General features: G+C 59.3%; 9 protein-coding genes. 4 read left to right on the top strand and 5 right to left on the bottom strand.

Going from position 1 to position 14,752, the window contains the following annotated elements:
- Window positions 1-41: 41 nt before the first annotated feature.
- Entirely contained in the window at window positions 42-1,793 is a 1,752-nt protein-coding gene (locus ACI5FR_RS06750) for a sensor domain-containing diguanylate cyclase (protein ID WP_405452044.1), read from the bottom strand.
- 240 nt (window positions 1,794-2,033) lie between these two features.
- Between ACI5FR_RS06750 and ACI5FR_RS06745 the strand changes: the two genes are divergently transcribed.
- The 3 genes from ACI5FR_RS06745 to ACI5FR_RS06735 all read left to right on the top strand — a co-directional run bounded on the left by ACI5FR_RS06745 (window position 2,034) and on the right by ACI5FR_RS06735 (window position 6,244).
- Window positions 2,034-3,902 (top strand): LTA synthase family protein, encoded by a 1,869-nt coding sequence (locus ACI5FR_RS06745; protein WP_405452041.1) that lies wholly within the window; start codon window positions 2,034-2,036, stop codon window positions 3,900-3,902.
- A gap of 193 nt (window positions 3,903-4,095) precedes the next feature.
- Complete coding sequence (locus tag ACI5FR_RS06740) at window positions 4,096-5,025, top strand: lysylphosphatidylglycerol synthase domain-containing protein (protein ID WP_405452038.1); 930 nt, start codon at window positions 4,096-4,098, stop codon at window positions 5,023-5,025.
- Window positions 5,015-6,244: a glycosyltransferase family 4 protein gene (locus ACI5FR_RS06735; protein ID WP_405452036.1), complete on the top strand. Its 1,230-nt coding sequence runs from the start codon at window positions 5,015-5,017 to the stop codon at window positions 6,242-6,244. Before ACI5FR_RS06740 ends, ACI5FR_RS06735 begins: the two co-directional genes overlap by 11 nt.
- 37 nt (window positions 6,245-6,281) lie before the next feature.
- Here the strand turns inward: ACI5FR_RS06735 and ACI5FR_RS06730 are convergent, their stop codons facing one another.
- From ACI5FR_RS06730 to ACI5FR_RS06715, 4 genes are all read right to left on the bottom strand, one after another.
- Window positions 6,282-7,439: an FAD-dependent monooxygenase gene (locus tag ACI5FR_RS06730; RefSeq protein WP_405452033.1), complete on the bottom strand. Its 1,158-nt coding sequence runs from the start codon at window positions 7,437-7,439 to the stop codon at window positions 6,282-6,284.
- Between the two features lie 480 nt (window positions 7,440-7,919).
- Window positions 7,920-9,467 (bottom strand): DHA2 family efflux MFS transporter permease subunit, encoded by a 1,548-nt coding sequence (locus tag ACI5FR_RS06725; protein WP_405452030.1) that lies wholly within the window; start codon window positions 9,465-9,467, stop codon window positions 7,920-7,922.
- 60 nt (window positions 9,468-9,527) lie between these two features.
- A complete protein-coding gene (locus tag ACI5FR_RS06720; protein ID WP_405452027.1) occupies window positions 9,528-11,435 on the bottom strand; it encodes an ABC transporter ATP-binding protein in 1,908 nt (635 codons plus the stop codon).
- Window positions 11,432-13,162, bottom strand: coding sequence for an ABC transporter ATP-binding protein (locus ACI5FR_RS06715; RefSeq protein ID WP_405452024.1), 1,731 nt, complete (start codon window positions 13,160-13,162; stop codon window positions 11,432-11,434). The genes ACI5FR_RS06720 and ACI5FR_RS06715 overlap by 4 nt, the downstream gene beginning before the upstream one ends.
- Window positions 13,163-13,338: 176 nt before the next feature.
- Between ACI5FR_RS06715 and ACI5FR_RS06710 the strand changes: the two genes are divergently transcribed.
- Window positions 13,339-14,700, top strand: a complete 1,362-nt coding sequence (locus tag ACI5FR_RS06710; RefSeq protein WP_405452021.1) for an FAD-dependent oxidoreductase — start codon at window positions 13,339-13,341, stop codon at window positions 14,698-14,700.
- Window positions 14,701-14,752: the final 52 nt, after the last annotated feature.

Genomic DNA, 14,752 nt, shown 5'->3' with positions numbered 1-14,752 from the left:
ACACAACAGGAGTAGAGGTTCTTTTCGATATCATGCCCGCTTCAGGCCTCGAGCGGCCACGCCTCCCGGCTGACGCACACTCGATTGCGCCCGCTGCGCTTGGCCTCGTACAGCGCCTGGTCCGCCCGCCGCAGCAGGTGCTCGAACGGCTCCCGCTCCGTCTCGTTCCACTGCGCGAGACCGAGACTCGCCGTGCAGCCGAGCGTCTGGTCCTTCACCTTGAACCGATGCTCGCGGATGGATTTCAGCACGTACTCCGCCGCGCTCCGGGCCTGCTCGGCGTTCGTATGCGTCAGCAGCACCATGAATTCCTCGCCTCCGAATCGGCCGATAATATCGGTAGGGCGGAAGCAGTGCTCCAGGATGGAGGCGAATTTCTTCAGCACCAGGTCTCCGGCATCGTGGCCGAGCGTGTCGTTCACCTGCTTGAAGTGATCGAGATCCAGCATCAGCAGGGTGATCGGCATGCTCTCCGGCTTCTTCGCGGCCTCCTCGAACGCCCGAATGACATAGCGCCGGTTATACAGGCCGGTCAAATCGTCGCTGTCCGCCAGCCGGCGGGATTCCTTCATCTGGGCCACCGCGAACTCTTTTTCCTTACGCATCACTTGGATCTGGTAGGCGAGTCCCCAGGACAGCACGACCGCCTCGAAGGTCGATCCGATCTGCGACGCGTATGTCGTCCACCACAGCATCGGGACGTAACCCGCGTCGGACAGCGTGCTCAGAATGGCGCCGATCAGGAACACGCCCCAGCCGATCATGAAATACCGCGCCGGCCGGAACTTCGCCTTCAGACCGAGCACCCCGGCTGCGATGAGCACGACCTGAATGATCGGCACCGAGTACGTCACGAGCAGCAGCCCCGCCTTGTAGCTCACGAACAACACCGCTATATTAACGGCTTCCAAGAGGATGAATCCTCGAAACACCTTGTACAGGCGGGGGTGACGGCACTGCACGTCAAGGAACTGGCTGGTGAACAGCAAAGCGGCCAGATGGCTCACGCACATGAAGAACACAATCGCCCGATTGTTCCACCAGACCGCTTCCGGCCAGAAGTATTGGAACGCGATCCCGTTCAGCGAGGAGTAGAGCAGCAAATTGGACAAGTTGATGACCACATATGTAAAGAAGACGCGCGAGCGGAACGAGAAAGCCATAATGCTGTTGTAGATCACCATGATGAGCAGAATGCCGTAATAGCCCCCAAGCAGCAAATAGTTCAATTGTTCGTGCTGCGCGAATTCTACCGGATGGATCAGCTTGATCGGCAGCGCCATAGCGCCTTCCGTCTCCACGCGCACATACAAGGTCGCCGCGTACCCCGGGTCCAGCATCAGCTCGAACGAAATGTTGCGGTTCTTCACGTCCCGATTCGAGAACGGAATACTGTCCCCGGACCACATGTGGCTAATATCCCCGCTCTCGCTGACAATATACAGCTCCACCCGATCGAGAGGCGGATAATCGAGCTGCAGGAGCCATCCGCGTTCCTCCGATGCATTGCTGACCGAGAACCTCAGCCAATGGACGGGCGCCGCATACCCGTAGTTAGGGACCTCATCGCGATTCCGTACGAACTTGACATCCCACTCGGGCTTTCGAATGTCCTCGAACTTCAGCTGGCCGCCAGGGTCGGTCAATACCTCCATTTCCGCGTAAGGACTATAAATTTTGGTCGCTTCCCGCAGAACCACCGTCTCGGGCTCCGCTTCCGCCTTCCCCGGATTTCCCCATAATCCCGTCAAGAGACTTATTCCAGCCAGTATACACGCGATGATTGCCCTCATCTCTCTCAACTCCGCCCACAATCTCTTTCCTGCTCTCGATTTTTTCGTAAGCTTGTCTACTATTTATCGTATCTGAATAAGCTGTGGAATAGGAAGAATGACACATTTTCCGAAAAAAAATTATGCCATTTCCTGTCCAGGCCTGCCATAGCCCTCCTTTGACAGAAGCTCGTCCAGCGCTCATAATAAAGAGAATGTAAAGGTTCACTAACTAAATAACTTAGTAAAGTAGGCGTTCAAATGAAAGCATGGTTGTCATCCGACCGGCTGCTGCATTTCCGTCCTTTTCTTTTTTTCTCGGTCATGCTGCTGCTCAAAAGCTACGTGGCTTGGATCATTCTGTTCGACGAAGGTCTAACCTGGCAGACGATGCTGAAAGAGCTGCCCTTCATCTGGATGTTGTTCTGCTTGATCGAATGGTTTGCCTCCAAACGTAAGCTCGCGGTGTATTTGTGGGTGAATTTGCTCATCACGCTCTTATTCTTCTCTCTTATTATGTATTACAAGTACTATGGGGTCATCCCGACCTATCATACGCTAAGGCAAGTCAACCAAGTAACGGCTGTGAAAAAGAGCGTGTTCAAGCTGGTCGATCCTTACTACTTGCCCGTGTTCATGGACATTCTGGTGTTCGGGTTCCTCATGTTCCGCCGTAAGCAGCAGAAGCTGTGGAAGCGAATCAGTACCGCCCGGATCAGCAAGGGCGTTGTCGCCTTGGTGTTCGCGGTTTCGCTCATGATCTGCCTATCCGACGTACTGCCGAACCGAGCGAGCTTAAACGAGCATGTGAAGGCCGAGCAGATGGGCATCCTCAACTATGAGGTGTACACGCTGCTATCGAAAGATAAGGTAGATCTGGCCGACCCGACGGAGCTCACGCAGGAGCATATCGACGAGCTGAAGGAGCTGACTCCGGTCGACCAGCCCGCTTATTGGGGCGCGGCCAAGGGACGCAATCTGATTATCATTCAGCTGGAATCGTTCCAGAACTTCCTGATCAACTACAAGCTCGACGGCCGGGAGGTCACCCCGAACCTGAATCGGCTCGCCTCCGGGAACTACTACTTCCCGAACTTCTATCAGCAGGTCGGGCAAGGCAATACGTCGGACGCGGAGTTCATCACGAATACGTCGTATTACATTCCGCCTCGCGGTCCGGCTTCCCAGGAATACGTCGGCAAGGTGCTGCCGAGCCTCCCACGGCTCATGCAAGCGGCCGGCTACTCGACCTCCACGTTCCACACGAACGTCGTCGAGTTCTGGAACCGCGGTGAGCTGTACGCCGCACTCGGGTTCGAGAAGTATTACGATCAGGCGTTCTTCGGCTCGGACGATCCGATCGCCTTCGGGTCGTCGGACGAAATTCTGTACAAGAAGACGGCGGCCGAGCTGAAGAAGAAGCAGCAGAGCGGCCAGCCGTTCTACGCGCACATCATCTCGCAGTCGGCGCATCACCCGTTCGACTTGCCGGAAGAGAAAGACCGCATTACGCTACCGGAGCGGTTCGAGCGAACGATGGTCGGCGACTATCTCCGTTCGCAGGCGTATGCGGACTACGCTCTCGGTCAATTCATCGACGAGCTGAAGAAGAGCGGGCTGTGGGACACGAGCCTCGTCGTGTTGTACGGCGATCACCGCGGCATTCCGATGAATCAGCTGACGCACGGCGAGAAAAAGCTGATGGCGGAGATCTTTGGCGTTGAATACGGCTATAAGGACATGATCAACATTCCGCTCATCATCGCCGGCGGCGGCTTGACTACCCCTCAGACGTTCCCAGCGCTCGGCGGACAGGTCGATACGCTGCCTACAGTGGCGAATCTGATGGGCATCTCGCTCGATCAGTACGTGCACTTCGGGCAGGACTTGCTGAATCAGTCCAGCAATTTGCTGCCGCAGCGCTATTACTTGCCGTCCGGCTCCTTCATGAGCGACGATGCGCTGTTCCTCTCGGGCAGCGGCTTCGCGGACGGGAAGGAATACCCGCTCGTCAGCAGCCAATCGGGCCGCATGGCGACGGAGGAAGAGTTCTCGCGGGCGCTCAAGCTGCTGAACCTCTCCGACAGCTACGTGCTGCAGCTTCCGGACCGCGAGGACGCCGACAAGTAGATTAGCCCTATAAAAGGATTTGCTCCACCTGGTTAGCAGGTGGAGTTTTTTGTATTGGGGCGTTAAGGGCTCACCGGATAGGGAATCGTATTTATGTAGAAATTGTAAAAGAATGGTTCAACTTCCGGGGGGAAGCTATAATGATACTAATAAGGAGCGGCAGGTGAGAGGGTTGTCCTGGAGAAAAGCACTCATGGTCACGTTGCGCTTCGGACTTGTTGCGCTGATGCTCTATTTCGCGTACCGCACCATTCCGATGAACCCGCGGGAGATCGTTTACTACCTGCTGCATACGGGCGTTTTCTTTTATGTCTCCTTATCGCTGTTCACGTTATTCCTGGCGGTCCAAGCGTCGATCTGGCTGCAGATTCTGAACGATCCGGTCCGTCAGCTGTCTCTGCGCAAGGGGCTCCTCATCTACACCAGCTCGCAGTTCGCCAAGTACATCCCGGGCGGCATCTGGAATTTGGCGGGACGGGTCGTCATGGCCAGTCGGGAAGGTGTTCCGGTGAACGCTCAAATCGCGGCGATTGTGTACGAAAATGTGCTGCTTGTCGTAGCGGCTGCCGTCTACGCGCTCATCCTGTTGGTCGACTTGCATGCGATTCCTGTCTACGTTTGCTTCTTGTTCGCCGCGCTCCTCGCGCTCACGTACTTGTATTTCCCCAAGGTGTCGGAATGGACCGAGGCGATCTGCGGCCGCTTGCTGAGCAAATTCAAACCCGGAGCGCTCTCGAAGCGGTTAGCCGGTCCCCTTGCGCCCTTATCCCGCAACCGATTTTTCCGCTATCTAGGCTACTATTTGGCCAGTCATCTGATTATGGGGATCTCGTTCTGGCTGCTCCTTCGCAGCTTTCATATTCTCGATGTCAGCGTGCTGTACGCGTCCGGGACTTTCGCGGCGTCCTGGCTGCTTGGGCTGCTCAGTCCGTTGCCTGGCGGTATCGGCGTGCGGGAAGGCTTCCTCGTTTATTTTCTCTCGTTCCGGATGGATACGTCGACGGCTCTGCAGATCTCGATCATTGCCCGGATCTGGAATATCCTGAGCGAGGTGCTTTTGTATGTCGCGGTGCAAACGGTGCAATTCACAAGAAAGAAGAGGATGAATCCTTATGAAACGTAAAAACGTCGTGTTAGTAGCCGGCGTATTCCCTCCCGGGATCGGCGGCATGCAAAAGTATTACTACAACCTAAGCAAGCACACGAAGCATCATATAACCGTCCTGGCCCCCCGATACGGCGATGAGGAAGCGTTCGACGCCGCGCAGCCGTTCCGGATTGTCCGAGGCCCTTTCCTGAAGAACGAGAGCGTCCACCTGTCCAGTTGGCCTACGCTGTTCCGGTATGTGAAGCGAACGGTCCGAGAAGCCGGGGCGGACGTGACGATCTACGGCTATATTCTGATCGGACTGATCGGCCTTCTGTTGAATCTGATGTCCGGCCATCGCTACATCATCTCCACCCACGGGATGGATATGCTGCAATTTCGCAAAATCTGGGGGCTGAACAAGCTTGTCTCTCTAATCCTGCGGCGTGCAGAGGGCGTGCTCACGAATAGTGAATTCACGAAAAAGCTCGTGGTGGGTTATGGAGTCGATCCGAACCGAATCGAGCTGGTGTATCCCGGGGTCGAAGACGTCTACCAGATGCAGCCTCGGGACGAAGCGTTCATCCGCCGACATCAGTTCGAGGGCCGCTACGTTCTGCTCACGGTCGGCCGCCTCGTGAAGCGCAAAGGGCATGACAAGGTCATCGAAGCGATGCCGGAAGTGCTGAAGGCGATCCCGAACGCCGTATACTTGATCGTAGGCGACGGCCCCGAGCGGCCGCGGCTGGAACAGCTCGCCCGGGATTGCGGGGTCGCGGACCAGGTCCGGTTCGCCGGGTATGCGTCCGACTCCGAGACGCTGAACGCTTATTACAACACATGCGACCAGTTCATCATGGTGTCGCGGGAGCTGAAGCGGGGCGATGCGGAAGGGTTCGGCATCGTCTATCTGGAAGCGGCGATGACCGGCATTCCCGTCATTGCCGGCCGGTCCGGCGGCGCCGGCGAAGCCGTGCTCGACGGGGAGACGGGCTTGCTCGTCGACCCGGAGTCGCCCGCGGACATCGCAGATGCGGTCGTACGGCTCCAACACGACGCCGAGCTGCGCAACGCACTCGTGCGATGCGGAGCCGAGCGGGCACGCGCGCAGTTCCGGTACGAGCGGCTCGCCGAGCGCTTCGACATCGCGATTCGCCGGCTCTGCGCGCCGCAGACGGCGTCCCGCCGGGCTTCCGCCGCCGCGGGCGGCAAGGTCGCGGCTAGCACCGGCGACGGCAAGGGCGCGGCCCAATAAGACGCGGACCGCTGTGCGCTCAACCTCGAGGGCGTCGTCAGAAGGGCACATCCCGCAAAAATTGCAATTGGCGGCCGGCCAAGCGGGCCGGCATCGCACGAAGCAACCGATTCCTCAAGCTGCACATCAGCTGGGATTCCAGCTGTGCCATGCGCCCAAGCCTTCTCGATAATGCCACTACTCGGCGCGTACGAGCAAGACGCAGCTGCTCGAATCTGCGGAACGCCTCCTGAACCGTCGGCTGCCCGTCTGCGAGACACCGGGCCAGCACGACGGCGTCCTCCATGGCCTGAGCGGCCCCTTGCGCCAAGTTCGGGGTGGTGGCGTGCGCCGCATCGCCTACTAGGACGACAGCGCCGTAGGCGAACCTGGAGAGGGGCTTCAAGTCGTAAATATCGTTATGCAGCACGACGGAATTCTCGGTACGTTCAAGCAACTCTCCTACAGGGGCCGGATAACCCGCGAACCGCAGGCCAAGGTCGCGGGTATCGAAATACATGTAGGCGGGATTGGATGGCATGGAATTGAGGACGGCAAACCAGTATACCCGGTTGCCGGGCAAAGGAGCGTAGCCGAACCGCCCTCGGCTGCCCCAGATCGCCATGAAGACGGGGTCGATCCCTCCCTGCGGCCCCTCTACGACCGCTCTCCAGCAAGTATAGCCGGCATAGCGGGGAACCGCATTCGGTTGTACGCGCAGACGGATGCCGGAATGGATGCCGTCCGCCGCGATGAGTCCGTCCGCCTCCGCGGTCGATCCGTCCTCGAAACGGACCGCGACTCCTCCGTGATCCAGCTCGGCGAACCCCAGGCACTTTTTATTCGTCTTTATCGCTTCGGGCGGGAGTGCATCGGCGAGCAGATGCAGCAGCTCCGTCCGATGAATGATGACATTATCCGGGTCGAGCCCACCGTCCGCCGGAGCGGAATCGGTTCGTGTAATTAAGTGTCCCTTATCATCTATGAAGGTTGCGCTTGATAGAATCAAACTCCGCTCAAGCAGCTTTTCCTCCAGTCCGAGTACCCTCATCGCTTTAAGCGCATTCGAACCTACACCTAGCCCAGCCCCCGCCTCCTTCAGCTCCGGGGCAGCCTCGTATACTTCCGCCTCGAATCCCTGTTGGCGCAGCGCGATCGCTGTGGTCAGACCTGCGATGCCGCCTCCAATTATGAGGAATCTTTTCCGTTGATCCATACCTCGCCTCCTTGTTGCAGCCATTATAGTTACACCTAGTCGGGAATGTCAATTGGGTCGCTACAACGAAACCGCGTCTCTCTCGGAACGGCTCCCCGCCTGGCTGCACACCACAGTCGGTTTCGCACTCCAATCCGTAAAAGAGACTTTCGATGGAATCCAAGTGCTATTTTCGAGCTTAAGAAGCCTGATCGTAGATACGAATGACGTGTAGTTCGATTTTGCCAAACTGGAGTCGGTGCCTAAGGGAAGTCCACTCTATGCAGTTCGATTTTGCCTAACTAAATGGCGACATTGCAGAGTCCGTGTTCTAAACGTGCGCTCCAATTCGGCGAAATCGAACTAGAGCTCTTCCAAATGAAATCTAGCCTTCTTTAAGTTGATGAAATCGAACTAGAGCGCGTTTGTATCGGTTCGAAATAACAAAGGGCAGTTCCCGGATTGAGTGCTCAACCCGGGAACTGCCCTTTGTTATAATGCTTATCCGTGCATCAGCACCGCGTCTTCACCCTGGCCCGGCTTCGCGCCTTGAGCGGCGGTGCCGGCTTTTTTGCCGCGCCGCAGCACGAGGCCGAGCAGCGCGCCGACGATGGCGATGTAGATCATCACGTGGAACGTGTCGTCGAACCCGCCCACCATCGCCTGCATGAGCGCTGCTTTCGCGTCCGGCGCCTGCTGGCCCGCCGTACCCGCCCCGGCAGCTCCCCCGGCGGCCTGCATCTCGGTCAGCTTCGTCGTAGTCTTCGACGTCAGGATCGTGACCAGCGTCGCGACGGCGAGAGAATTAATGACCATCTGCATCGCGTTGGTCAGCGACGTCACGCGGCTCACGAGCTCGCGCGGCGCCTTGCTGATGAGATGCGAATTCATCGGCATCATCATCATGCCCATCCCCGCGCCGCACATGATGAGCGGCAGGATCAGATCGCGGCTCTCCGTCGTCATGTCGACGTGCGAATATTGGTACAACGCGCCGGATACGAGCCCGAGGCCGGCGACGACGAGCCAGCGCACGCCGATCTTGTCGAACAGCATGCCCGCGATCGGCATCATGAGCCCGGAGGCGAGCGCCTGCGGCAGCAAGGTCAGCCCGGTGTCGAACGGAGCGAACCCGCGCGCCTGCTGCAGGAACTGCGGCATGAGGAACAGCGCGCCGTACAGCCCGAACTGGGCGATCCACTGGACGAGGATGCCGACCGAGAAGTCGCCCGAACGGAACACGCGCAGCTCGAGCAGCGGCGTCTTCGCGCGCAGCTCGGCGATCACGAACAGGAGGAGGGCGATGCCGCCGACGATGAGGCCGGTCAGCGTCTTTGCCGACGTCCAGCCGTGCGCGCCTTCGCTGACGCCGTAGGACAACGCCGCGAACGCCAGCGGGCCGAGTATGATGCCCGGTACATCGATCGCGGAGCCCTTGCTCCGTTCACCGCTCGGCAGACGGCGCAGACCGATCAGCAGGCAGATGAGCCCCACCGGGATGTTGATGAGGAAGATCCAGCGCCAAGAGTGATACTCCACGAGCCACCCGGAGAGCACCGGGCCGATCGCCGGCGCGAACAGAATCGGCACGCCCATCATGCCCATGATCGCCCCGACCTTACTGGGCGGGCTGAGCTTGTAGACGTACGCCATGGCGACCGGAAGCACGCAGCCTCCGCCTAATCCCTGGATGACGCGAAAGACGATCAGCCACTCCGCGCTGTTCGGCGTCGCGCACAGAATCGAGCCGAGCGTGAACAGACAGACGGAGATGAGGAAAATATTCTTCGCCCCGAACCGGTCGGACAGCCAGCCCGACAGCGGAATGACCGCCGCCTGGGCCAGCATGTAGCCGGTGACCGCCCACTGGAGCGTGGACAGAGGGGAATCGAAATCGTGAACGAGGCTCGACAGGGCCACGTTCATAGCGGTCGCGTCCAGAATGACCATGAACACGCCCGCGATGATGGCGAGCAAGGGGATGATAATGCTGCTGATACGAAACTCCGAGTTGGGTGTTGCCTGGCCGCTCACGGCGGATGGACTCATACAGTTGGCTCCTTTTCTCTCATTTCTTCTATCGGCTCTACTCCTATCGGCTATGCTCGATCAGCCGGCTACGGGACTAACGCCCTTTCCCGTGAACTGGCTGTTGTACAGATCGGCGTAGAACCCTCCCAAATTCAGCAGCTCCTGATGAGTCCCCTTCTCGATGACGCTGCCTTTGTTCATAACCAAGATCAGATCCGCATCGCGAATCGTAGACAATCGGTGGGCGATCACGAAGCTCGTGCGGCCCTCCATCAAACGGTTCATAGCCCGTTGAATGATAATTTCCGTACGCGTATCGACGCTGCTCGTCGCTTCGTCGAGGATGAGAATGGCCGGATCTGCCAGAATGGCGCGCGCGATCGTCAAGAGCTGCTTTTGCCCCTGCGAGATATTCGACGCTTCCTCGTTCAGAATCGTGTCGTAGCCGTCCGGCAGCGTGCGGATGAAGTGATCGGCATGCGCGGCCACCGCCGCCTCGACGATCTCCTCCTCGGTCGCCCCTGCACGCCCGTAGCCGATGTTGTCGCGAATCGTGCCGTTGAACAGCCACGTATCCTGCAGCACCATGCCGAACATGCCGTACAGGCTGTGCCGCTTCAGATCCGTGATGTTCACGCCGTCGACGGTGATGGCTCCGCCATTCAGCTCATAGAACCGCATGAGCAGGTTGATGAGCGTCGTCTTACCCGCGCCGGTCGGCCCAACGATCGCTACCGTCTGTCCGGAGCGGACATCGATGTTCATATCCTCGATCAGCATAGCGTCCGCTTTATACCCGAACTGCACGCCGCGGAACTCCACGTCGCCGTGCGGATGCGGCAGTCCCTTGGCACCCACGGCTTCCGGCACTTGCTCCGGCTCATCCAGCAGCTCGAACACCCGCTCCGCGGAGGCGATCGTCGATTGAATGACATTCGCAATGTTGGCCGTCTGTGCGATCGGCATCGAGAACTGGCGTGCGTACTGGATGAACGCCTGGATATCTCCGATCTGGATCGACTGCCGCGTGACGAGCACGCCCCCGACGACGCAGATCGCCACGTACCCGATGTTGTTCACGAACGAGATGAGCGGCATCATAATGCCGGAGATGAACTGCGCCTTGCGGCCCGACTCGTACAGCCGGTCGTTGATCTGATCGAACTTGGCGATCGACTTCGCTTCATGGCCGAACGCCTTCACGATCCGGTGCCCGGTATACATTTCCTCGACGTGCCCATTCAGCTCGCCGAGCTCCTTTTGCTGCCCCATGAAATGCTTCTGCGAGCGCTTGGCGATCCGGCTCACAACTACGAAGCTGAGCGGGATCGTCAGGATCAGAATGCCGGTCAACAGCGGACTGATGGTCAGCATCATCACGATTACGCCGAGAATGGTCACTACGGAGGTGATCAGCTGCGTCAAGCTCTGCTGGAGCGTGCCGCTGATGTTGTCGACGTCGTTCACCGCACGGCTCATGATCTCCCCGTGCGTGCGGGAATCGAAGTACGAGATCGGCAGCCGAGCCAGCTTCAGATTCACATCCCGGCGGAGCGTATACACAGTCTTCTGGGCGACGCCGGCCATCAAGTATTGCATGGCATAGCTAAACAGGGAACTCAAGGCATATAAACCGGCCAAGAGGAGCACAATTTGAAGAATATAGTCAAAATCGATCTCCGCTCCCGGGATATGATTCACTTTGCCCATAATGCCTTCGAACAACTTGGTCGTCGCCTTCCCCATGAGCTTCGGACTGACGATGCTGAAGACGGTGCTCAAGATCGCGGTCGCCAGCACCGTAATCAGCCGGCCCCGATAGGGCTTCAAATACCCGAGCAGCCGGCGGAAGGTGCCTTTGAAGTTTTTCGCCTTCTGCGGAGGCATACCGAAGCCCATCCCCGGAGGCCCGCCGCCGGGGCCTCGGAAGCCGCCGGGACCGCCCGTGCCCGGGCTGCCGCCCGGCGCTCTGCGCGTCTCACTCATGCGATCTCCTCCTCTGACAATTGGGAATACACGATCTCCTGGTACACCTGGCACGTATCCATCAGCTCGCGGTGTTTGCCGATGCCGGCAATCTTGCCGTCTTCCAGTACGATAATCCGGTCGGCGTCCATCACGGTGCTCACCCGCTGCGCGACGATCAGCACGGTGGCATCGGCGGTCTCCCCTTTCAGTGCCGCCCGCAGGCGCGCATCGGTCTTGAAGTCCAGCGCCGAGAAGCTGTCGTCGAAGATATAGATCTCCGGCCGGCGCACGAGCGCACGGGCGATCGAGAGTCGCTGCTTCTGCCCGCCCGATACGTTCTTCCCGCCCTGGGCGAGCACGGATTCATACCCTTTTTCCATCTCGGAGATAAAATCGGCCGCCTGCGCTACCTTGGCCGCATGCTGTACTTCCTCGTCCGTCGCCGTCTCCTTGCCGAAGCGGATGTTCTCCGCAACCGTGCCGGTGAAGAGCACCGCCTTTTGCGGTACGAACCCGATCTTGCTCCGCAGCTCTTCCTGGCTCAGCTCTCGAACGTCGACATCGTCGACGTACAGCTTGCCGCCGCTCAGGTCGTAGAAGCGCGGGATCAGGCTGACTAGCGTAGACTTGCCGGAGCCGGTACCGCCGATAATCGCCGTCACTTCTCCAGGTCCGGCCTCGAAGGAAACCCCATCGACCGCAGGTGCTTCCGCTCCCGGATAGCTGAAGGAGACGTTCTCGAAGCGGATATAGCCCTTCCTCGCAGGCGAAGGCTGGCGCGTGCGCTCGGCGTCCTTGATCTCCGGCACCATGTCCAGCACTTCGTTGATCCGCACAGCGGATGCCGAGGCGCGCGGGACCATGACGAACATCATGGACACCATGATGAGCGAGAACATAATCTGCATCGCGTATTGGATGAATGCCATCAGATCGCCGACCTGCATCCCGCCGCCCTCGATGCGCAAGCCGCCGAACCAGATGATCGCGATCGAGGAGAAGTTCAGGATGAGCATCATCGCCGGCATCATCGCCGCCATGATCTGATTGGCGCGAATCGCCGTATTGGTCACGTCGCCGTTCGCCTCCGCGAACCGGTCTTGTTCATACTCGACGCGGTTAAACGAACGGATGACGCGAATGCCGGTGAGCGATTCGCGCAGCACCAGGTTCAGCTTATCGAGCTTCGTCTGCATAACGCGGAAGAGCGGAATGCCCTTGCGCGCGATCAGGAAGATCGTCCCGACCAGAATCGGGATGATCGCGATAATGACAAGCGACAGCTGGGCGTCCTTCGACACCGCCATAATAATGCCCCCGATGCACATCATGGGAGCCATGACCATCATCCGCAGGATCATGACCAGCACCTGCTGCACCTGCGTGACGTCATTCGTCGTACGGGTGATGAGCGAGGCGGTGCCGATCTTGTCGAACTCCTGCAGTGAGAAATGTTCGACTTGGCTGAACAGCTTGCCGCGTACGATTTTGCCTAATCCCGAAGAGATCCGCGCCGACAGCGAGCTCGCCCAGATCGATACCACTACCCCGCCTGCCGCCACGAGCAGCATGAAGCCGCCGACCTTCCAGATGTAGCCGGTGTCGCCCTTCACAATGCCGGTATCGACGATATCCGCCATGAGCGTAGGCAGATACAGCTCGGACAGCGACTGCAGCAGCACGAGGAACAAGACACCGGCAATGATCATCCGAAAAGGCCTTAAAAAACGAAACAATTTAATCAAAGGGAAGTCACTCCTTTCGCAAACCTTTTCCCACGTAGACCACCTTACACTACTTTTTTAAACTGAATATTAACAACCTCGCCTCCGGTATTCATTTACACTAAAGTTAAACTTCAGGACGGGCCGCATTCGCCCTATAATGAAAGGTGACATAGAAATACGGGGAGGCGTTTCGATTGGTACAACTGGCACCAGCATCATTATCGGCGGACGTGGTCGTCGTCGGAGGCGGTCCCGCCGGCATCAATGCGGCGATCGCCGCCGGGCGGGGAGGAGCGAAGACCGTGCTCGTCGAGCGGTACGGATTCCTCGGCGGGATGTCGACCGCGGCCCTCGTCTACCCTTGGATGACGTTCCATACGGCCGACGGCAAACAGGTCATCAAGGGGATCGCGCAGGAGATCATTGACCGATTGATGGCGATGAACGCCTCGCCCGGGCACATGCGCGATACGGTGGGCTTTACCTCGACCATCACACCTTACCACCCGGAAGTGTATAAGGTGCTCGTGTCCAAAATGCTGAAGGAGGCGGGCGTCCAGCTGCTGCTGCACAGCTTCGTCGATTCCGTCACGATGAATGGTGCCGGTGACACTATCGAGTCCGTACAGTTGACATCGAAGTCCGGGCGGATCGAGCTGAGGGGCCGGGTGTTCATCGACACGAGCGGGGACGCGGACATCGCCTACTTGTCCGGCGCGACGTGTCTGAAGGGGCGCGAGGGGGACCATCGTACCCAGCCGATGACAATGAAGTTCCGCATGCGCGGCGTCGACCTGGCTGCGGTGAAGCAGTACATGATCGACCATCCCGACGAATTCTACCGCAAGACGCCGCACGCCGAGCTGCCCGATCTGCCGCTCTCCGGCATCTGCGGCTTCTATAAGCATTGGAAGGAAGCGAACCTGCCGATCAACCGCGACCAGGTGCTGTTCTTCACCGGCCCGAACGAAGACGAGGTGTTGGTGAACACGACGCGCGTCCAGGGGCTCGACGGCACGCGCGTGGAGGACTTGACCGAAGCCGAGGAGCTCGGGCGGGAGCAGGTGCTGCTCGTCGCCGACTTCATGACGCGGAACTTGCCCGGCTTCGAGAAGGCGTCGATCTCGCAGGTCGGCGCGCAGATCGGCATCCGCGAGTCGCGCCGCATCGACGGGCAGTATGCGCTGACCGGCGAGGACGTCATCGCCGGCCGCCGCTTCGCGGACGCGATCGCGCGCAGCGGCTACCCGATCGACATCCACGATCCGTCCGGCAAGGGCGTGACGTCCGCCGACGTGCAGGGGGATGGCGCCTACGACATCCCTTACCGCTGTCTGCTGCCGAAGCAGGTCGGCAACCTGCTCGCGGCGGGCCGCTGCATCTCGACGACGCACGAGGCGCTCGCGACGACGCGGCTCACGCCGAGCTGCATGGCGACCGGCCAAGCGGCCGGCAGCGCCGCGGCGATCGCCGTGCGTCAGGGCATCGGCCCGCAGGCGGTCGACGTCTCTGAGCTGCAGACCACGCTGCGGCGGGATGGCGTCGTGCTGGATTGAGGGGGAAGCTGGGGCGCTTGTGGCCGCGTTAGATTGGTATAAGTGGGTGGCG

Source organism: Paenibacillus sp. HJGM_3 (assembly GCF_045062745.1).
Taxonomy (GTDB): Bacteria; Bacillota; Bacilli; order Paenibacillales; family NBRC-103111; genus Paenibacillus_AA.
This window is presented reverse-complemented; position numbering and strand designations above follow the sequence as displayed.